Below are 23,831 nucleotides of genomic sequence, written 5' to 3' on the forward strand. Positions count from 1 at the left end.
CGTTCACCGGCGATGGTGGTGGCGTTGTTGGCGGTGTTGAAAGCGGGTGGAGCTTATGTGCCGCTGGACTCAACCTATCCGGGGGAGCGTTTGGCCCATATTCTGGCTGATGCTGAACCGGTTATTTTGTTGGCGGATAACGCCGGGCGTACTGCGCTGGGTGAGAGGGCGCTTGCAGACCTGATAGTGCTCGATCCGAATACCCTGCCAGACCAGCCTGACAGTAACCCGCAGATACCGGCGTTGACTGCACAGCATCTGGCATATGTGATTTACACCTCCGGTTCGACCGGTACGCCGAAAGGAGTGATGGTTGAGCATCGTTCGTTGCTAAATTTACATGGAACGCTGACAGAGCGTATCTTTGCGTCTTCCTCTGCGCCTTACCGGGTTAGCCTGAATGCGAGCATTTCCTTTGATTCGGTATTGAAAAACTTACTGGGTCTGTTGAATGGCTATACACTGGTGATTGTTCCACAAGATGTACGGGCCGATGGTACCGCTTTATTACAGTTCTTAGCCGCGAAAAATCTTGATGTGTTGGATTGTACGCCAATGCAATTAGAGATGTTGCTGGCAGCGGGTTTGTCTCAGCATCAAAAAGCGTTGACGCTGTTGGTGGGTGGCGAACCCATCCCGGTACAAACCTGGCAGACGGTAACCGAAATACCGCAACTGACGGCCTATAATGTATACGGTCCAACGGAATGTACCGTGGATGTGACGTTGGCCTGTATAGAGCCGGCACACCCTTATCCGACTATCGGTCGTCCACTGGCTAATACCCATCTTTATTTGCTGGATAACGTTGGTCATCCGGTACCGTTGGGCGTGGCAGGGGAATTGTATATTGGGGGAGCCGGTGTGGCGCGGGGTTATCTAAACCGGCCAGAGTTGACGGCCGAACGTTTCCTGGCCGATCCGTTTAGCGATAAACCGGGTGCGCGTATGTACCGAACCGGGGATTTGGCCCGTTATCTGCCGGATGGCAACCTGGTATTTATTGGTCGTAATGACCATCAGGTCAAAATTCGGGGCTTCCGTATTGAACTGGGTGAAATTGAGACCCGGTTGGCAGAGCATCCGGCGGTGAGTGAATCGGCTGTGTTAGCGCTGGGTGACAGTCAGGATAAGCGTCTGGTCGCTTATGTCGTGGCGCAAGCGGATGATGGATTGATCAATAGCTTGCGTGAACATCTGAGCGCGAAATTGCCTGACTACATGGTACCGGCGGCTTTTGTGCGTTTGGATGCTTTTCCAGTGACCCCGAATGGTAAATTGGATCGTCGGGCGCTACCGGCACCGGACGAAGGCGCGTTTGCCCGTCAGGTTTACGAAGCGCCGCAAGGCGAAACGGAAATGGCGCTGGCGGCGATTTGGCGTGAATTGCTGGGGATTGAACAGATCAGCCGGTATGACAATTTCTTTGCCTTGGGCGGCCATTCGTTGCTGGCGGTGCGGGTGATGAACCGTGTAGCCGCTTTAGGTGCCGAATTGCCGCTGACCACACTGTTTAAATCTCCTTCTTTGGCGGCTTTTGCTAAGGTGGTGAGTACCCGGTTTGGTCAACAGGACAATATACTGTCTGCCATCCTGCCGATATCCCGTGAGAGTGCATTACCGTTATCATTTGCTCAACAGCGTTTGTGGTTCCTGGCTCAGTTTGAGGGTGTCAGCGATACTTATCATATCCCGATGGCACTGCGTTTGTGTGGTCAGTTGGATATCGCCGCCTGGCAGCAGGCGCTTAACGCCTTGTTTGCCCGCCATGAAGCGTTACGTTCCGTCTTCGTCTCCGTTGACGGTCAGCCACGAGTGCGACTGTTGGCTGCGGATAGTGGGTTGTCTTTATCTCTGCATGACCTGCGCGGGATACCAGATGCTGAAACTATGCTTGAACGTCTGAGTATTGAGGAGGTTCACACGGCATTTGACCTCAGTCACGGCCCGCTTATCCGTGCCTCTCTTATCCGGCTTACGGATGATGAATACCGGTTCCTACTTACCCAGCATCACATTATTTCCGATGGCTGGTCTGTCAATGTATTGGTATGTGAGCTGAATGCTCTCTATACGGCTTTTCTGGCCGGGCAACCGGACCCATTGCCGCCGTTGGCGATCCAATATCCTGATTACGCCGCTTGGCAGCGTCAGTGGTTGTCGGCTGAACGGGAGCGGGTTCAATCTGACTATTGGCGTACCATGCTGGCTGATGCGCCAATCTTGTTGGATTTGCCCACTGATCGGCCACGTTTGCCTCAGCAGTCGTTTGCCGGCAATGTATTGCCCATTAATCTGGATGCAGAGTTGACGAAATCCCTCAAGATTTTGAGTGAACAGCACGGTGTCACATTATTTATGACCCTTTTGGCCGCTTGGGCGACGGTCCTGTCGCGTTTGTCAGGTCAGGAAGATCTGGTCATTGGTACACCGAGTGCGGGTCGCGGTCGTCAGGAAGTGGAGTCTCTGATTGGTTTCTTTGTTAATACACTGGCCTTACGCATTGACTTATCGGGTGAATTAAATGTGACTGAGTTACTTGCGCGTGTGCGGCAAACCGCGTTGGAGGCCCAGGAGCATCAGGATCTGCCATTCGAACAGGTGGTGGAAATTGTGCAACCGCCGCGCAGACTGGCGCATACTCCTTTATTTCAGGTGATGTTTGCTTGGCAGAATAATGAGAGCACGGAATGGAGGCTGCCGGCGTTAGCAGTTTCACCGGTCGATCAAGCTTTTGATGTCGTCAAGTTTGATCTCGAACTGAACCTGTTTGAAGAAGAGGGCAGGATTGTTGGTGCGCTGAACTATGCAACGGCCTTGTTTGATCAACAGACAATAGAACGGCATGTGGGATATCTGCACGCGGTACTGCAAGCGATGGCGGCTAACCCTCAACAGTTGGTTGGGAAAATTGATATCCTAAAACCGGCGGATCGCAGATTGTTGCTGGAAACGTGGAATGCCACGGAAACAGCGTATCCTGACGCGTTGTGTATTCATCAGTTGTTTGAACAACAGGTGGAGAAAACTCCTGATGCCACAGCGTTAGTGTATGAAGGTCAGACGCTCAATTATGCGGAGTTGAATGCCTGTGCTAACCGGCTGGCCCATCAGCTGATTACGTTAGGCGTAGAGCCGGACCAACGGGTAGCGATTTGCGTGTCACGTTCTCCGGCAATGGTGGTGGGATTGTTGGCGGTGTTGAAAGCTGGAGGAGCTTATGTGCCGCTAGATCCGGCTTATCCGAGTGAGCGTTTGACACATATTCTGGTGGATGCCGCTCCGGCTATGGTGTTGGCGGATAATGTCGGACGTAGAGTGTTAGGTGAGAAGGCGCTGGCGGAGCGGATTGTGCTTGATCCGAATTCGTTGTCAGACCAGCCGGACAGTAACCCGCGGATACCGGCATTGACTTCTCAGCATCTGGCGTATGTGATTTACACCTCCGGTTCCACGGGAGTGCCTAAAGGGGTGATGATTGAGCACCGGAATACAGTTAACTTCTTGCACTGGGCCCAGCAGGCTTTTGGGGAGAAAGAGATCCTTGAGGTACTTTTCTCGACGTCGATGAATTTCGACCTGTCCGTTTTTGAATGTTTTGTACCGTTGTGCAGTGGTGCGGCGATTCATCTAGTGGATGATGCCTTGTCATTGATGCAGCATGCTTTGCCGATAACATTGATCAACTCAGTCCCGTCCGCGATGAAACCGTTATTGCAGGCTCAGGCGCTGATGGCGTCGATTCATACCGTTAATCTGGCGGGGGAACCACTTAAAGCCGCCTTAATTGAACAGATTTTTGAAGAGACGCAAATACAGCGGTTATGTAATCTCTATGGGCCTTCTGAAACGACAACCTATTCTGCTTGGTTGCCGATACAGCGGGGTGACAGGATTATTGAAAGTATCGGTCGTCCGATAGCCAACACCTGTCTTTATTTGTTGGACAGGTATGGTCAGCCGGCGCCATTGGGCGTGGTGGGTGAGATTTATATCGGGGGGGCGGGAGTAGCGCGTGGTTATCTTAATCGCCCTGAATTAACCGCTGAACGTTTCCTTATCGATCCGTTTAGTGATAAGCCGGGTGCACGGATGTACCGAACCGGGGATTTGGCCCGTTACTTGCCGGATGGCAATTTGGAATTCTTGGGGCGTAACGACCAACAGGTGAAAATCCGCGGTTTCCGCATTGAACCCGGTGAAATTGAGGCCCGGTTGGTGGAGCACCCGGCGGTGAGTGAATCTGTGGTATTGGCGCAAGGGGAAGGGCAGGAGAAACGGCTGATTGCCTATGTCGTGGCGCCTGCGGATGAAGGGCTGGCTAACAGCCTACGTACTTACTTGAGCGCTATTTTGCCTGATTATATGGTGCCGTCGGCTTTTGTGCGTCTGGACGCCTTCCCGTTAACGCCGAACGGTAAGCTGGATCGTCGTGCGCTGCCGGCACCGGACAATAAAGCCTTTGCTCATCAGGTTTTCGAAGCGCCTCAAGGAGAAACGGAAACTGCGTTGGCGGCTATTTGGTGTGAGTTGCTAGGGGTTGAGCAGATTAGTCGGCATGACAGCTTCTTCGCGTTGGGCGGTCATTCCTTGCTCGCTATGCGAATGATAAATCTTGCCGCTGGTCGTGGTTTAGTTTGTACATTGAATATGCTGTTCCAATGGCCGGTGTTGGCCGAACTGGCTGCAAAAATCACTTCAGATTTATTATCTCAGCCACAAAGTAAGGCTATATCGGTGCGACCTGACGGAACAGGGCTGCCGTTGTTCTTTGTTCCCAGCGGAATGGGTGACCACTCCTATGTTTTCGGGTTAGCTCAACATATGCAGTTAGGTTATCCGATTTATGCGCTGCCTTGGCCGGTCGTCCATGAGGAGCCGATGTCGACGATGGAGGCGTTAGCTACCAGGATGATCTCCTTGATGAAGGTTGTTCAGCCAGCCGGTCCGTATCGGATATGCGGTTATTCCTCCGGGGGGATACTGGCTTACGCTATTGCTCAGCAACTTCTGAACACGGGTGAAACAGTCAATTTCTTGGGGTTGATTGACACATTTGCTCCTCATTATTTCAGGTCAGGAACAACGCAACCCAAACATCATTTTTTTACTGAGTTGATCAGACAGTCAAGGAAGGAACAGACTGAAAAGATGATGGCGTTATATCGGCAAATTGATGAGTTGAATTTGGTGCAATTTATTGCAGCGGCACAAGAATTGGCATTATATCCGGCAAATCTGCGTGCTGATTTAATGGCAAAACGTTGGGAACAGATCGAGCGTTATGCACAAATAGTTGCCAATTATGAGCCGCCGACATTAGCAATAACGCTGCATCAATTCTATGCGGTAGATCCTTCCCCTGCGATTTCTTTTGTGACGGATGAAAAGCCAGAGTCCATAAACATAGAATCGTCGTTGGGCTGGGAACGGGTAGTGCCTAATACTTCTCTTGAGCTGATTGCGATGCCGGGTAACCATTTTAGTTTATTGGAGGATAATGAGAATAAAACTGTTTTAGCTCAGGCTTTGAATAGGGTGCTGGCAATCAGTTTTGAAAAGGAGGTGGCGTGATACTAATAAGTAAGGAATATTGGATAATTTAACGTTGGTGTGACAATCCGGTATATATTGTTTATACCGGATTGTTTTTGTTTTAAAACAGAATAATAGAATTGATAATTTCTACATGGGTTATTTAATCAAGTTTTTTCTGTCATCGATGGTAATTTAATCTAATCTGGCTTTGTTTTTTTACTGATTTTCTTTGCTATATATAAAAATATATTTCATTGTTGTTTTCATGAATGATTAAGGATAATTAATGTAAAATATCGAAAATAGCCATATATTTTCCATTGTTAATATTGGCCAATATCATGTCTATATATTTCTCTGATATGTTGAAATTAAACTATAAATTAATAAATGTCATAGGGCGTAAAGTAAATTACCTTGTAGAACGATTTACTTGGGGGATATTGTCTTGTAATGAATGATTCATTGCGTAGCTTATTGTTTTATAGCATTAATGTTTATTGTAAGACAGTATGTAATAAAGCTATTTCTAGTTTTAAATTGTTTCTTTATGGTATTAAATATAGTCATGTTTATATCGACTTTATAATCTTATTATTATAAAACAATATAATGAATTTAATTTGAACTTGTATTAGTTTGTTTACGGCATTTACATTAACGATATTATTTATTTGTTGAAAAATAGTGTGTTATGAATTACTTTTAGCCCAAGCTTATATCTTCAAATAATTGAATATATAGGATGGCTTGTAAATGTTGAATAAGTTACATTTGTAATTGAAATATTAGTTAATTATTAAGATAAAGAATTTATTTTATAGATAATTATCAAAGTAAATTTTTTTGATAATTGAGGGTTAATTTATTCATTTTATCTTTATAAATTTTTAATTTGTTTTTGAAATAATTTTAATTAGATATTAATAGAAAATTAGATAAAATATAGGAGTGACTTGGTATTATATACATAATTAAATAAAGTTAACGATTCCATCTTAAATGATGGAATTCAATGTCAGTCAATTAAAATTGCAGTCAATTAATAGAACTTATCTAAAAAACAGAGACAAAAATAAAATATTTTATTCCGGATTATAAGATGAATTATTTATTCCGTTGTCAGGAAAATTAATGTCAATAAATTGTTAATTGGTTGTTGTTAGCTGGGCTATAGCATTCCACATCTGAATATCTTGAATTGATATCAGAGGTGTCCGTTTTTATTTCTTGGGGGCAAGAAGTGAGAAAGAAATATTAGTGATGGTTGTCAGAGATGACAGTTTCCAAATTTCTAACAGATTCGTTGAGGTAGTAAATGAAAGATAGCATTGCTCAAGCAGGAAGTACTTTAAAAGCTGAACTCCTCTCTCAGACGTCAGAAAATATAACCAAAGTAAATGACACTTTACCACCGACTCAAAATGTAAAGAATATTCCCCAGACGTTTACATCCAGTGAATTATTTTGGTGTGAACGTCTTGCTGCTTTGCAACCCCTCCAATTACCTTTTGAAACCGCCGGAGAACCAGCGGAACCCAGTTGGGTAATCAGTGACTGGCAGCCCCCGTTGCCAAAAAATGGTGAAGAGGAGCCATTGCAAACGTTGTTACAGGCATTTGTTATCTATCTTGCGCGTTTGACTCAGCAAACGACATTCCAAATTGGTTGGTGCGTGGATGGGGTAAACGATAAGTCGACAGATTTGTCGCCGGTGGCGCCAATGGTCGTTGAGGTGGAGTTTGATAAGCCTTGGCATGTGGCAGCGAACTGGCTGGATGGCGAGTTGGCCTGGTTGAGCCGGCACCACACATTTAGTCGAGATCTCCTTTCGCGCTCTCCTTCATTATGGGCTATTCCGGCGTTGACAACTCATTGTCCGTGGCGGATAGCCGTTTCTGTCATAGCGGAAGATAGGCCGTGTGATCAGGCGCCACAGGGCGAATTGCTGACGCTGCAAATCAATGCGCAGGGCGGTTTTCGTTGGCTCTACGATGAAAATCGCCTGAGCACGGAAGTGGTTCTGCGCATGGGTGAACATTTACAGGTGCTGGCAGCGTCACAAAGGCAGGGAGAGGAAGCCCCTGTCTGGCAGCTTAATTTGTTGTCTGAAGCCGAACGTACCTTGCTACTGGAAACCTGGAACGCCACGGAAACCCCTTATCCTGATCCATTATGTATTCATCAATTATTTGAGCGGCAGGCAGAACAGGCCCCGTACGCCACAGCGTTGGAATATCAGGAACAGACTCTCAGTTATGCGGAATTGAATACCCGTGCTAACCGACTGGCTCATCAACTGATTGCACTGGGCGTCACACCGGACCGTCGGGTGGCGATTTGTGTGGAGCGTTCCCCGATGATGGTGGTGGCATTGCTGGCTGTGTTGAAAGCCGGTGGGGCTTATGTGCCGCTGGATTCGACTTATCCGCGGGAACGTTTGGCATATATCCTGAGTGACAGCGCGCCGTCAGTGGCGTTGGTTGATGAAGCTGGCCGGGCGGCGCTGGGCGAACAGGCGCTGGTAGGAGTGACGGTACTTGATCCGAATATCCAACTTAACCAGCCCGACAGCAACCCGCAGATCCCGGCGTTGACGCCGCAGCATTTGGCCTATGTGATTTACACCTCCGGCTCCACCGGGCAGCCGAAAGGGGTGATGGTGGAACATCAGGCGATTTACCAACGTTATCTGGGTTTTAACGACACCTATGCGGTCACCGCGCAAGACCGGCTATTGCAATTTGCCGCGTTTGCGTTTGATGTTTCAGTGGAAGATTTCTTCTCGTCATTATGCAACGGAGCCACACTGGTTATCCGGGATGATAGCTGGCTGGCTTCGATACCAGAATTTGTTGCCTTAACCCGACAATATCGTATTACGGTGATGTCACTGCCGACTTTATTCTGGTCTGAATTGGCTGCCAGAGATAATGGATTACCGCTGCCGGATTGTCTCCGGCTCATCATCATTGGGGGTGAGGCGGTGAAAAAGAGCGCCATTCAGGCGTGGTTTAGGCAGGCGGGCCACCGGCCCCGGCTATTGAATGGTTATGGCCCGACAGAAAACACCGTGACGGTGACCTATAAGGATGTGCTATCCCCGGAAGATGCCCGTTCTATCGGCCGACCGGCTAAAAATGCTCGTATCTATCTGTTGGACAAATATGGCGAACTGGTACCCGCAGGTTGCGTGGGCGAGATGTACATTGGCGGCGTGGGTGTGGCTCGGGGTTATCTCAACCGGCCAGCGTTGAGCGTGGAACGTTTTATGCTGGACCCTTTTAGTCCGGTATCCGGCGAACGGATGTATCGCTCTGGGGATTTGGCCCGCTATCTGCCGGATGGTGACTTAGAATTTCTGGGCCGTAACGATGAGCAGGTTAAAATTCGCGGTTTTCGAATTGAACTGGGGGAAATTGAAACCCGGCTAACGGAACATCCGGCGGTACAAGAGGCGGTGGTGTTGGCACTGGATGGCGATCAGGGCAAACGGCTGGTGGCCTATGTGGAGGCGGAAGCAAATGAGAGATTAGCGGCTGATTTGCGTGAATACCTGAGCGCCATTTTACCTGACTATATGGTACCGGCGGCTTTTGTGCGTCTGGATACCTTCCCGCAAACTCCGAGTGGCAAGTTAGATCGCCGGGCGTTGCCAGCGCCAGGGGAAGACGATTTTGCCCGTCAGATTTATGAAGCTCCACAAGGGAAGGCTGAAATCACTCTAGCGGCCATTTGGCGTGAATTATTGGGCATTGAACAAATCAGTCGGCATGACAGTTTCTTTGCGTTGGGTGGTCATTCCCTACTTGGCGTGCAGATGATTGAGCGTTTGCGTCACTTGGGTTTGACGCTGACGGCGCGTGATCTGTTCCAGTCGCCGGTGCTGTCAGCATTGGCTCAAACGTTGGGACAGCATCAGGCTGTGATAGTGCCGCCTAACGTCATCACGCCAGCCACCACGGCTCTAACGCCGGAGATGTTGCCGCTGATTGATTTGATTCAGACTGACATTGACCGCATCGTCGAGCAGGTACCGGGGGGAATGACGAATATTCAGGATATCTATGCCTTGTCGCCGTTACAGGACGGTATCCTGTTCCACCACCTGTTGGAACAGGAAGGCGACCCCTATTTGGTGCTCTATCCGGTGGCTTTTGCTAACCGCTCTTTGCTGGAGCGTTATCTGACGGCGGTACAACAGACGATTGATCGCCATGATATCTTGCGGACGGCGTTTATCTGGCAAGGATTGTCAGTCCCGGCGCAGGTGGTCTTGCGCCGGGCACGATTGCCTGTGACAGAACTGACGTTAGATCCGGCTGACGGCTCAGTGATTGACCAGTTAACCCGGCGTTTTGATCCCGCTCAGTATCGTCTTGACTTGCGTCGGGCGCCGCTACTGCATTTTGTTATCGCTCAAGAAACCGATAGCCGCTGGTTCTTACTGGAATTACAACATCACTTGATTGGCGACCATGAAACGATGGAAGTCATGCACCGTGAAGTGCGGGCCTATTTTGCCGGACAGGGGGAGCATCTGCCGGTGCCGGTGCCGTTCCGTAATCTGGTGGCCGAGGCTCGGTTGGGAGTGAGTCAGGCGGCGCATACCCATTTCTTCACCGATATGTTGGCGGCAATGGATGAGCCAACGTTGCCGTTTGGGCTGACAGGTGTGCATCGTGATGGATCTCAGAAGACGGAATCTCACTGGATGTTAGCTCCTGAGTTAAATGGCCGTTTGCGCAGTCAGGCCCGGAGTTTGGGCGTCAGTCTGGCGGCTTTGTGTCATCTGGCCTGGGCGCAAGTGTTATCGCGTACCAGCGGACAGGAAAAAGTGGTGTTTGGTACCGTCCTGTTTGGACGCATGGCTGTGGGGGAAGGAATGGGGCTGTTTATCAATACCCTGCCGCTGCGGCTGGATATGGATGAGACCCCGGTACGGGACAGTGTGCGGGAGGCGCATCTGCGGCTGGCTGAATTGTTGGAACATGAGCATGCTCCGTTGGCGCTGGCTCAACGATGCAGTGGGGTTGACAGCGGTACGCCGCTCTTTAGCGCCCTGTTGAACTATCGCCATAATGAGCAGCTCGATCCTTTGGATGAAACAATGGCCGGAATTGAATTCCTTGGCGAACAGGAGCGAACTAACTATCCGTTTGTGCTGTCGGTAGAGGATGGCGGTTCTACTCTGGGGCTGACGGCTCAGGTCGTGCAACCGTTTGATCCGGAAATTCTATGTGGTTATATGCAACAGGCACTGGAGAGTCTGGTGGAAGCGCTGGAGCAAACCCCGGAAATGCCTGTTCGGGTATTGGATATCCTGCCGGAAGCGGAGCGTACCTTGTTGTTAGAAACCTGGAACGCCACGGAAACCGTCTATCCTGAACAGTTATGTATCCAGCAGTTGTTTGAACAACAGGTGGAGAAAACTCCAACGGCGACGGCGCTGATAGCAGGAGATAAAACTCTGAGCTATACAGAACTGAATACCCGTGCTAACCGGCTAGCTCATCAGTTAATCGAACAAGAGGTTCGTCCCGGTGATCATATTGCGCTTTTGCTAGAGCGATCGATAGAACTGGTGGTAGCCCAATTGGCTATTCTTAAAGTCGGCGCTGTTTACGTGCCGGTTGATCCCAGTGTGCCGGATGAGCGGAAGAATTGGCTGATAAATGACTGTTCAGCTAAGTTGCTGATTACTGATGAACAATCTGAGATTCCTGTCGGCCTTTTGGTTCCTCTGTTTCGTCTCTCGAATGAGACAGACATGAGCAAAGAGGAAGATTGCCTCAACCCTGATTTACCGCATTCCAGCGCCGATTTAGCGTATATCATGTACACCTCCGGTTCTACCGGTACCCCAAAAGGGGTGTTGGTACCTCATCGTGCGGTGGCACGGTTGGTTATCAATAATGGTTATGCCGAAATCGGTCAGGATGATCGGGTTGCTTTTACAGCTAATCCTGCTTTCGATGCCAGCACATTTGAAGTCTGGGCGCCGTTACTCAATGGCGGGGCATTAGTGGTTATTGACCGCGCCACATTATTAACACCACAGGAGTTAGTGCGGGTTTTACAGGCCCACCAGATCACGGTTCTGTGGCTGACTATCGGGTTGTTTAACCGGCTGGCGGCAGAGTTATCTCCGGTTCTGCCGCAGATTAAGATCCTGATTTTCGGGGGAGACATACCCGATTTACATGTGATTGCTCAGGTTATGGATAATCGCCCGCCGCAACAATTATTACAAGCTTATGGTCCAAGTGAGGGAACCACTTTTACCACCATGTATCCTATTGCGGCATTAGCGCAGGGAGTGACGCGCATCCCCATTGGTCGGCCGATAGCCAATACACGTATTTATCTGCTGGATGCTTATGGTCAGCCGGTACCGTCAGGTGCGATTGGTGAGATTTATGTAGGGGGTGATGGAGTTGCTTGCGGTTATCTTAATCGTCCTGACCAGACTGCTGAACGTTTCCTGACAGATCCATTTAGTGATCAACCGGATGCGCGTATGTATCGGACCGGGGATTTGGCCCGTTATCTGCCGGATGGCAATCTGGAATTTCTGGGCCGTAATGACCAACAGGTTAAAATCCGTGGCTTCCGTATTGAACCGGGGGAAATTGAGAATCGTCTGGCGGAGCATCCGGCGGTGCGAGAGGCGGCGGTGTTGGCGTTAGGCGATGGGCCGGAAAAACGGCTGGTGGCCTATGTGGCGGCGGAAGCCCATGAGGGGCTGGCGATGAGTCTACGTGATCACCTGAGTGCCATTTTACCGGATTACATGGTGCCGACAGCCTTTGTGCGTCTGGATGGGTTTCCACTGACTCCGAACGGTAAACTGGATCGCCGAGCGCTCCCGGCACCGGACAGTGAAGCTTTGGCCCGTCAGGTTTATGCTGCGCCGCAAGGCGAAATGGAAATGGTTCTGGCAGCGATTTGGCGTGAATTACTGGGGATTGAACAGGCCAGCCGGTATGACAGTTTCTTTGCACTGGGCGGCCACTCGTTGTTGGCTGTGCGGATGGTTGAACGCTTGCGTCACTTGGGGTTGACGCTGGCGGTGCGCGACCTGTTCCAGTCGCCAGTATTGTTTGAATTGGCACAAACACTGGGGCGGCAACCGGTTATGGTGGTGCCGCCGAATGTGATTACGCCAACGACGACGAAAATTACCCCAGAAATGTTGCCGCTGATTGATCTGACTCAGGCTGAGATTGACCGTATCATCGGGCAGGTACCGGGCGGGATGGCTAATATTCAGGATATCTATGCCCTGTCGCCGTTGCAGGACGGTATTTTGTTCCACCACTTATTGGCAAACGAAGGTGATCCCTATCTGGTGGTCAGTCAGATGGCCTTTGCTGATCGTTCTCTGTTAGACCGTTATTTGGCGGCGGTGCAGCAGGTGATTGCTCATCACGATATTCTGCGTACCGCCTTTATTTGGCAAGAGTTGTCAGTACCGGCTCAGGTAGTTTGGCGTCAGGCATCCTTGTCGGTGACTGAGCTGACACTGAACCCGGCTGATGGCCCGGTTTGTGATCAACTCATTCAACGTTTTAATCCCCGTCATTATCGTCTTAATTTGAGTCAGGCACCGCTGTTACGTTTTGTGGCGGCGCAGGAGACCGATGGCCGCTGGCTCTTACTGGAATTGCAGCATCACCTGATTGGCGACCATACCGCAATGAAAGTGATGAACCGTGAAGTGCAAGCGTACCTTGCCGGACAAGGGGATAGCCTGCCTGACCCGGTACCGTTCCGCAATCTGGTAGCTCAGGCCCGGTTAGGGGGAGATCAGGAAGCGCATACCCGTTTCTTTACCGAGATGCTAGCGGAGGTGGATGAGCCAACGCTGCCGTTCGGGCTGACGGATGTGCATCGTGATGGATCTCAGGAGATAGCGTCCCATCGACTGTTGACGGCCAGTTTGAATGACCGTTTGCGTAGTCAGGCTCGGCGTTTGGGAGTCAGTCTGGCGGCGTTGTGTCATTTGGCCTGGGCGCGGGTATTGGCGTGTACCAGTGGTCAGGAGAAAGTGGTGTTTGGCACCGTGCTGTTTGGGCGCATGACGGCGGGAGAAGGGGCTGATAGTGGGATGGGGCTGTTTATTAATACCCTGCCGTTACGGCTGGACATCGATGATACGTCGGTACGGGATTGTGTACAGACAGTACATACCCGGCTGGCGGGATTGTTGGAACATGAACATGCTTCACTGGCGCTGGCTCAACGATGCAGTGGGGTTGCCAGCGGTACGCCGCTCTTTAGCGCCCTGATGAACTACCGCCATAATGATCAGTCAACTCCCTTGGATGAAACGATGGAGGGGATTGAATTCCTGGGCGAACAGGAGAGCACTAACTACCCCTTCGGGATGTCGGTGGAGGACAATGGCGCTACATTGGGGTTGATCGCTCATGTGGTGCAACCGTTTGATCCGGGAAGTCTATGCAATTATATGCAGCAGGCGCTGGAGAGTTTGGTAGAGGCCCTTGAGCAGGCTCCAGATACGCCGGTACGAGCACTGAACATCCTGCCGGAAATGGAGCGCAGGTTGTTATTGGAAACCTGGAACGTCACGGAGATCCCATATCCAGAGGCGTTATGCATTCATCAGTTGTTTGAACAACAGGTGGAGAAAACCCCGGAGGCCACGGCACTGGTGTATCAAGAGCAGACGCTAAGTTATGCCGAATTAAATGCCTGCGCCAACCGGTTGGCCCATCAACTGATTGCATGTGGCGTAACACTGGAACAACCGGTGGCGATTTGCGTGGCACGCTCACCGGCGATGGTGGCGGCGTTGTTGGCGGTGTTGAAAGCCGGTGGAGCTTACGTGCCGCTGGATTCAACCTACCCGGAGGAGCGTCTGACCTATATCCTGCATGACACGGCCCCATCAGTGGTCTTGGCTGATGTGATCGGACAGGCCGCACTGGGTGGCGAGGTGCTGGCCGGGCTGATGGTAATTGACCCGAATATCCAGCCTGATCAACCGGACAACAATCCATTAGTGACTACATTAACGCCACAGCATCTGGCCTATGTGATTTACACCTCCGGTTCAACCGGGCAGCCGAAAGGGGTGATGGTAGAACATCAGGCGGTGTATCAACGTTATCTGGGGGTTAATGAACCCTATGCCATCACCGCGCAAGACCGGGTATTGCAATTTGCCGCGTTTGCGTTTGATGTTTCAGTGGAAGAGTGCTTCTCGTCATTATGCAGCGGCGCCACGCTGGTGATTCGTGATGATGGCTGGTTGGCTTCAATGGCGGAATTTATTGCCTTAGCCCGGCAAAGCTGTATTACGGTAATGTTTTTGCCGACCTTATTCTGGTCTGAACTGGCGGCCAGAGACAACGAATTACCGTTGCCGGAGTGTCTCCGGCTGATCATCATTGGCAGTGAGGCGGTCAAAAAGAACGCTATTCAGGATTGGTTTAGGCAGGAAGGCCGCCGGCCTCGGCTATTGAACGCTTATGGTCCGACGGAAAATACCGTGACGGCGACCTGTAAAGAAATCTTATCCCCGGCAGATGATCGTTCTATCGGTCGACCGATTAGAAATACTCGTGTCTATCTGTTGGACAAATACAGCCAACCTGTGCCATTGGGCTGCGTGGGCGAAATGTATATTGGGGGCGTAGGTGTGGCACGGGGTTATCTGAACCGGCTGACATTGAGCGAAGAACGTTTTATGCCAGATTCCTTTAGTCCGGTGTCCAATGCGCGAATGTATCGCACCGGAGATTTAGCGCGTTATCTGCCGGACGGCGAGTTGGAATTCTTCGGTCGTAACGACCAACAGGTTAAAATTCGCGGCTTCCGGGTTGAACTGGGGGAAATTGAAACTCGGCTGGTGGAACATCCGGCGGTACAGGAAGCGGCGGTGCTGGCGCTGGATGATGAGCTGGGCAAACGGCTGGTTGCTTATGTAGCGGCACAAGCGCATGAGAAATTGACGGCTGATTTACGCGAACACCTGTGCGCAGTTTTACCTGACTATATGATACCGGCGGCCTTTGTGCGACTGGATAGCTTCCCGCAAACGCCGAATGGCAAGCTGGATCGCCGGGCGTTGCCGGCACCGGGGGAGGCGGCGTTTGCCCGTCAGGTCTATGAAGCCCCGCAAGGGAAGATAGAAACGATGTTGGCGGCTGTTTGGTGTGAGTTACTGGGCGTTGAACAGATTAGCCGACATGACAGCTTCTTTGCATTGGGCGGCCACTCCTTACTCGCCGTGCGTATGATTGAACGATTGCGGCGTGTCGGTCTGGGTGTATCAGTACAAATGCTATTTCAGCATCCAACACTCCGTGTTCTGGCACAGTCTCTGGTTCAGCATGATGAAATCCGGGTACCTGACAACGGTATTACATCGGATACAACGGTGCTGACACCTGAAATGTTGCCGCTGATTGATTTAACTCAGGCTGATATTGACCGCATCGTCGGACAGGTACCGGGTGGGATGGCGAATATTCAGGATATCTATGCACTGTCGCCATTGCAGGATGGTATTTTGTTCCACCATCTGTTGGAGAATGAAGGTGATACGTATCTGTTAGTCAGCCAGATGGTCTTTGCTGACCGGGCGCTATTGGATCGTTATCTGGCGGCGATTCAACAGACCATTGATCGGCACGATATCTTACGTACCGCCTTTATCTGGCAAGGATTGTCAATGCCGGCGCAGGTGGTCTGGCGTCAGGCCCCATTGTCAGTGACTGAATTGACGCTAAACCCGGCTGACGGTCTGGTCAGTGACCAGTTAACCCGGCGTTTTGATCCCGCTCACTATCGTCTTGATCTGAGCCAAGCCCCGTTACTGCGTTTTGTTATCGCTCAAGAAACGGATGGTCGTTGGTTGTTACTGGAATTGCATCATCACTTGATTGGCGACCATGAAACGATGGAAGTGATGCACCGCGAAGTGCAGGCGTATCTGACGGGGCAAGAGGAGCGCTTGCCGGCGCCGGTTCCTTTCCGCAATCTGGTGGCGCAGGCCCGGTTGGGCGTCAGTCAGGAAGAACACACCCGCTTCTTTACCGAGATGTTGGCGGAGGTGGATGAATCCACGTTGCCGTTTGGATTGACGGAGGTGCATCGTGACGGTTCGCAGGTGACGGAATCTCACCGGATGTTGGTTCCTGAGCTAAATGACCGTTTGCGTAGTCAGGCCAGGCGTTTGGGTGTCAGTCTGGCGGCGCTGTGTCATCTGGCTTGGGCGCAGGTGTTGTCTTGTACCAGCGGTCAGCAGAGTGTCGTGTTTGGTACGGTGCTGTTTGGGCGTATGCAGGCGGGGGAGGGTGCTGACAATGGCATGGGATTGTTTATCAATACTTTGCCGTTGCGGCTGGATATCGATGAGACCCCAGTGCAGGACAGCGTGCAGGCCGCCCATACCCGACTTGCCGGATTATTGGCGCATGAGCATGCTTCACTGGCACTGGCTCAACGTTGCAGTGGAATTGCCAGCGGTACGCCGCTCTTTAGCGCATTGTTGAATTATCGACATAATGCTTTGTCGGCAATGTCAGATGAACTGATCAGTGGTATTGAATTTCTTGATGCACAGGAGCGAACCAACTACCCATTTGTGCTGTCGGTGGAGGATTTTGGTGAATCTCTGGGGCTGACGGCTCAGGTAGTGCAACCGTTTGATCCGGAAAGCCTGTGCGGTTATATGCAGCAGGCGCTGGAGAGTCTGGTGGAAGCTTTGGAGCAAGCCCCGGAGACACCGATACGCGCCTTGAACATCCTGCCTGAAATAGAACGCACACTGTTGCTGGAAACCTGGAACGCTACGGAAACCGCCTATCCTGATGCGTTATGTATTCATCAATTGTTTGAGCAGCAGGTAGAGAAGACCCCGGAGGCGATGGCGCTGATAGCGGGAGATAAAACCTTAAGCTATACGGAACTGAATACATGCGCTAACCGATTGGCTCATCAGCTAATCGAACAGGGAATTCGTCCAGATGACCATGTTGCGATCCTGTTAGAGCGCTCGATGGAACTGGTGGTGGCCCAATTGGCGATTCTCAAAGCCGGCGCTGTTTACGTGCCGGTTGATCCCAGTATGCCGGATGAACGGAAAAATTGGCTGATAAGTGATTGTTCCGCTCGGTTGCTGCTTACCGATACACGGACTGATATTCCGGCTAACTTGACTGTTCCGCTATTGCGTCTCTCGGATGAGAAAAGCGCGAACAGAGAGCAAGATCGTATCAACCCTGATTTGCTGCGTTCCAGCACCGAGTTAGCGTATATCATGTATACCTCCGGTTCTACCGGCACACCCAAAGGGGTTTTGGTGCAGCATCGTGCTATGGTTCGGCTGGTCATTAATAATGGTTATGCCAACATCGGGCCGGAGGATCGAGTGGCCTTTACGGCTAATCCGGCTTTCGATGCCAGCACGTTTGAAGTTTGGGCGCCGTTGCTTAACGGTGGTGCTTTAGTGGTTATCGACCGCGCCACCTTATTAACGCCACAGGAGTTAGTGCTGACGTTACAGGAGCGCCGCATCACAGTTTTATGGCTGACTATCGGGTTATTTAACCGGTTGGCGGCAGAGTTATCTCCCATTCTTCCGCAAATTAAGATCCTAATTTTTGGGGGAGATATCCCCGATTTACAGGTGATTGCTCAGGTTCTGGATAATCGTCCGCCGCAACAACTCTTGCAAGCCTATGGTCCGAGTGAAGGGACCACTTTTACCACTATGTATCCTATCGAGGCGTTGCCACAGGGAGCGAGCCGGATACCTATTGGTCGGCCAATAGCGAATACGCGCGTTTATGTGCTGGATGCGTATGGTCAGCCGGTACCGCCGGGTGTGATCGGTGAAATTTATGTTGGTGGCGATGGGGTCGCTCAAGGTTATTTGAATCGCCCTGAGTTAACCGCCGAACGTTTCCTGATCGATCCATTCAGCGATGAACCTGATGCTCGTATGTACCGTACCGGGGATTTGGCTCGCTATTTGCCGGACGGTAATCTGGAATTCTTAGGCCGTAATGACCAGCAGGTGAAAATCAGAGGCTTCCGCATTGAGCCGGGAGAAATTGAGGCGCGTCTGGTGGAGCATCCGGCGGTGCGTGAGGCGGCTGTATCGGTGCTAGGGGATGGGCCGGATAAACGGCTAGTGGCCTATGTGGCGGCGCCCGCGGATGACGGGCTGGTGAATAGTTTGCGTGATTACCTGAGCAAAATTTTGCCTGACTATATGGTGCCGTCAGCCTTTGTACGGCTGGATGCGTTTCCGTTGACGCCGAACGGTAAGCTGGATCGTCGGGCGCTACCGGCACCGGACAGTGAAGCTGTCGCCCGTCAGGCTTACGTAGCGCCGCAAGGCGAAACGGAAATGACATTAGCGGCGATTTGGCGTGAATTACTGGGGATTGAACAGGTTAGTCGGTATGACAGCTTCTTTGCGTTGGGCGGCCATTCACTGCTTGCTGTACGCATGATTGAACGCTTGCGTCAATTGGGGTTGACACTGGCGGCGCGTGATCTGTTCCAGTCTCCGGTGCTGTCAGATTTGGCGCAAACGTTGGGACAGCATCAGGCTGTAATCGTGCCGGCTAACGTGATCCCCCCGGCAACTACGATGCTGACACCGGAAATGTTGCCGCTAATTGATTTAACCCAAGCTGACATTGACCGCATCGTCGGGCAAGTGCCGGGCGGGGTTGCCAATATTCAGGATATCTATGCCCTGTCGCCATTGCAGGACGGTATTTTGTTCCATCACCTATTGGCAAACAAAGGGGACCCCTATTTATTAACCGGTCAGATGGTCTTTACTGAGCGGACTTTGCTGGACCGTTATCTGGCGGCGGTGCAACAGGTGGTTAATAGACACGATATCCTGCGTACAGCCTTTATCTGGCAAGGATTGTCAGTGCCCGCCCAAGTGGTTTGGCGTCAGGCATCTTTGTCGGTGATTGAGCTGACACTAAACCCAGCCGATGGACCGGTTAGCGGGCAATTGGCTGAGCGTTTTGATCCCCGTCACCATCGTTTAGACCTGAACGAAGCCCCGTTATTACGCTTTGTGATAGCACAGGAAACCGATGGCCGTTGGATTGTACTGCAATTATTGCATCATCTGATTGGCGACCATACCACGTTGGACGTGATGAATCGTGAAGTCCAAGCTTATCTGGACGGGCAGGAGGAGAGCCTGCTAACGCCGACGCCTTTCCGCAATTTGGTGGCGCAGGCCCGGTTGGGGGTAAGTCAGGAAGCGCATATCCGTTTCTTTACTGACATGTTAGCCGGGGTGGATGAACCTACGCTGCCGTTCGGATTGACGGAGGTGCATCGTGATGGCTCGCAGGTGACGGAATCGCAGCGGATGTTGGCGCCTGAGCTGAATGACCGTCTGCGTGGTCAAGCCCGACGTTTGGGGGTGAGTCTGGCGGCTTTATGTCATTTGGCTTGGGCGCAGGTGTTGTCGCGTACCAGCGGACAGGAACAGGTGGTGTTCGGTACCGTAATATTTGGGCGTATGGCGGTGGGGAAAGGGGTTGATAGCGGTATGGGGCTATTTATCAATACCTTGCCGTTGCGGCTGGATATGAATGATACGTCGGTGCGTGATAGTGTACAGGCAGTACATAGCCGGTTAGCGGGATTGTTGGAACATGAACATGCCTCACTGGCGCTGGCCCAGCGTTGTAGTGGGGTGCTGGATGGCATTCCATTGTTCAGCGCCTTGTTGAACTACCGGCATAATGATCAGCCAGATCCTTTGGATGGAACGATGGACGGTATTGAATTCCTTGGGGCGCAGGAGTTTACCAACTATCCGTTTGCCTTATCGGTGGAAGATTTTGGTGACGCACTGGGGCTGACGGCTCAAGTTATCCAGCCGTTTGAGCCTGAACGGGTATGTGGCTATATGCAGCAGGCGCTGGAGAGCTTGGCGGCGGCACTGGAACAGACCCCGGAAACGCCGGTACGGACATTGAACATTCTGCCTGAAACGGAGTGTACGTTACTGTTGAATACTTGGAATGCGACAGAAACCTCGTATCTGGAACCGTTATGTATTCATCAATTGTTTGAACAACAGGTAGAGCAAACCCCGGACGCGACAGCTTTAGTGTATGAGGAGCAAACTCTCAGTTATGCCGAATTGAACGCTCGTGCTAACCGGTTGGCCCATCAGCTAATTGCGCTAGGTGTAGAACCGGACCAGCGGGTGGCGATTTGTGTGGCACGTTCACCGGCGATGGTAGTGGGATTGTTGGCGGTGCTGAAAGCAGGCGCGGCTTATGTGCCGCTGGACCCGGATTATCCGGGCGAACGTCTATCACATATTTTGGCCGATGTCTCACCGGTTATTTTACTGGCTGACGCCGTTGGGCGTACCGTGTTGGGTGAAAACGTGCTGACCGGGCTGACAGTGCTTGATCCGAATACATTGCCTGACCAGCCAGACAGCAATCCACAGATATCTGAATTAACCTCATGGCATCTGGCGTATGTGATTTATACCTCCGGTTCGACCGGTACGCCAAAGGGGGTGATGGTTGAACATAGGCAACTGGTCAGTCAAATTACTTCGTTGAACATGAAGTGGTCGCTTAACGCATCTGACCGTATATTACAATTTTGCAACCCCTCTTTTGACGTTTGTGCATCAGAAATATTTTGCGCAATAACACTGGGGGCACAATTAGTCTTAAGGACAAATCAATGGCTCCTGAGTGCGCAGGAGTTCTGGCGTCTGTGCGAGTTTTATAAAATTACCTACATTGCGATACCTGCCCAATTCTGGCGGATAATATCAAATGTTAATAAAGGCGATATCTATCAGGGCGTAAGAATTATTTGCATTGGTGGGGAAGCGATACCTGATCATGAGTTACAACGCTGGCTATCGGTTCATGGCGAATACCCTGTTCTGGTTAATTGCTATGGTCCGACAGAAGCTACGATTACTACAACGACATCCTGCCTAAACGAGGGGGTGGGGCAGGCCAATATCATTGGTCGTCCGCTGCCGAATACCCGTGTTTACTTGCTCGACGTTCAGGAGCAGCCAGTACCGTTAGGCGCGGTGGGGGAATTGTATATTGGGGGAACGGGTGTAGCGCGGGGTTATCTCAACCGTGCTGAACTGACCGCGGAATACTTCCTGACTGATCCGTTTAGCGATAATCCAAATGCACGGATGTATCGCACCGGGGATTTGGTTCGCTACCTGCCGGATGGCAATCTGGAATTCCTAGGCCGCAATGATCATCAGGTGAAAATTCGCGGCTTCCGAGTTGAACCGGGTGAAATTGAGGCCCGGTTGGTGGAGCATCCTGCGGTAAGTCAATCTGTGGTGCTGGCGTTGGGTGAAGGGCAGGACAAACGCTTGGTGGCTTATGTAGTGGCGCAAGCGGATGAGAAGTTAGTGAATAGCTTGCGTACCCACTTGAGTGCTGTTTTACCTGACTATATGGTGCCGTCAGCCTTTGTGCGTCTGGACGCTTTTCCATTGACGCCAAACGGTAAGTTGAATCGTCATGCGTTACCGGAGCCGGATAGTGAAGCATTTGCTCGTCAGGCTTACGAGGCGCCACAAGGCGAAACGGAAACCGTATTAGCAGAGATTTGGTGTGAATTGCTAGGGATTGAGCAGGTTAGCCGGTATGACAATTTCTTCGCGTTGGGCGGTCACTCGTTGCTTGCTATGCGAATGATGAATCTTGCCGCTGGCCGAGGGTTGATTTTTACACTGAATACTTTGTTCCAATTCCCGGTACTGGCCGAATTGACCGTAAAAATCACCTCAGATTTATTGTCTCAGCCGCAAAGCAGCGCTATATCGGTGCGACCTGATGGAGCAGGATTGCCGCTGTTCTTTGTTCCCAGTGGCATGGGTGATTATTCTTATGTCTTCGGGCTGGCTCAACATATCCCGTCAGGCTACCCGATTTATGCGCTGCCTTGGCCATCGATCAGTGAAGAACCGATGTTAACGATGGAAGAGCAAGCAGCCAGAATGATCGCCTTGATGAAAGCCGTTCAACCGGTAGGTCCATACCGAATAAGCGGCTACTCTTCTGGTGGGATATTGGCTTATGCCATTGCCCAACAGCTTTTGAGTGCTGGCGAGCGAGTTAATTTCCTGGGGCTGATTGATACGCCTGCGCCTCATTATTTTGGCAAAGAGGCCATGCAGTCCAAACATCATTTCTTTACCGAGCTGGTCCGGCAGTCAGGGGAGGCGTGCAAAGAAGAGATTGCTGCGCTATACCGGCGAATTGATGAGCTTGATTTGGTTCAGTTTATTGCTGCGGCGCAAGAATTGGCGTTATATCCAGCAAATCAGCGTGCTGATGTGATTGCAAAATGTTGGCGGCAGATCGAACGTTACACACAAATCGTTGCCGATTATGAGCCGCCGGCATTAGCGATAACGCTGCATCAGTTCTATGCGGTAGAACCTTCTCCTGCTGTTTCTTTTGTGGTGGATGAAAAGCCAGAATCCGTGAACATAGAACCGTCGTTAGGTTGGGAGCGGGTAATGCCTGATACTTCACTTCAATTGATTGCTACTCCGGGTAACCATTTTAGTTTATTGGAGGATAATGAGAATAAAATCACTTTAGCTCAGATTTTGAATAGGGCGTTGGCAATCAACTATGACGAGGAGGCTTCGTAATACTGATATATTAAGGAAGTACTCAATTATTTAGTTCTAGTGTGATAATCCGGTATGTATTTATTATACCGGATTTTTTATGCATTAAAATAGAATAAGGGAAGTTATCATTCCCATATAAGTTATTTTTTTAGGTTTCTTTGTTATTATTGTTGCTATTTTATATTGTGTGAACTCAAACGGATTTGATTGTTGATTTTATTTTATTTTGTTGATTGCCTTGGTATCGAAATTATATTTTTAATTGTGGTGTTATTGTTGGGAATATTTATTGTAATAGATAATTATGAGAAGATAATTGAAGGTGTGATCATGGTAATGTGTTTTTTGGTGGTGATATAGGCTGGTTTAATTACCTTTAATTTCATGATCTCGCTTTGGAATATATCGGGTTTATTTTAAATGCTCGTGATAATTAAAGACCTTACCTATTAGGGGTAATTGTTGCGGGCCGTTTTTATAAATGAACAGCAAATACGGACGGTGCAGATAGCCCGGCGTATACACGTAATATGTGAAGGGTAATTCGCCTTGTTCTCTATGGCAAAGAATAGCAAGTAAAATAGTCATATTGGGAGGGGTATATAATTGAATAATATTAAAT

2 protein-coding genes (1 of these 2 only partly in view) are annotated in these 23,831 nt (G+C 50.5%); both read left to right on the forward strand.

Annotated features, from left to right (window positions below; all coding sequences use genetic code 11):
- Positions 1–5,574 carry the 3' portion of an amino acid adenylation domain-containing protein gene (locus C6H66_RS26175; RefSeq protein ID WP_422615630.1) on the forward strand. Its footprint begins 2,403 nt before the window's first position, so the window shows 5,574 of its 7,977 coding nt (coding positions 2,404–7,977); the start codon falls outside the window, past its left edge; it ends in the stop codon at positions 5,572–5,574.
- 1,282 nt (positions 5,575–6,856) lie between these two features.
- Positions 6,857–23,227 carry a non-ribosomal peptide synthetase gene (locus C6H66_RS22300; protein ID WP_105396763.1) on the forward strand — a complete coding sequence of 5,457 codons (16,371 nt, stop codon included), beginning with the start codon at positions 6,857–6,859 and terminating at the stop codon, positions 23,225–23,227.
- The last annotated feature ends 604 nt before the right edge of the window (positions 23,228–23,831 follow it).

Source organism: Photorhabdus hindustanensis, assembly GCF_002968995.1.
Taxonomy (GTDB): domain Bacteria; phylum Pseudomonadota; class Gammaproteobacteria; order Enterobacterales; family Enterobacteriaceae; genus Photorhabdus; species Photorhabdus akhurstii.

Excerpts from the sequence above, each read along its gene's own strand:
- C6H66_RS22300 (WP_105396763.1), top strand. The coding sequence starts at position 6,857 with ATGAAAGATAGCATTGCTCAAGCAGGAAGTACTTTAAAAGCTGAACTC.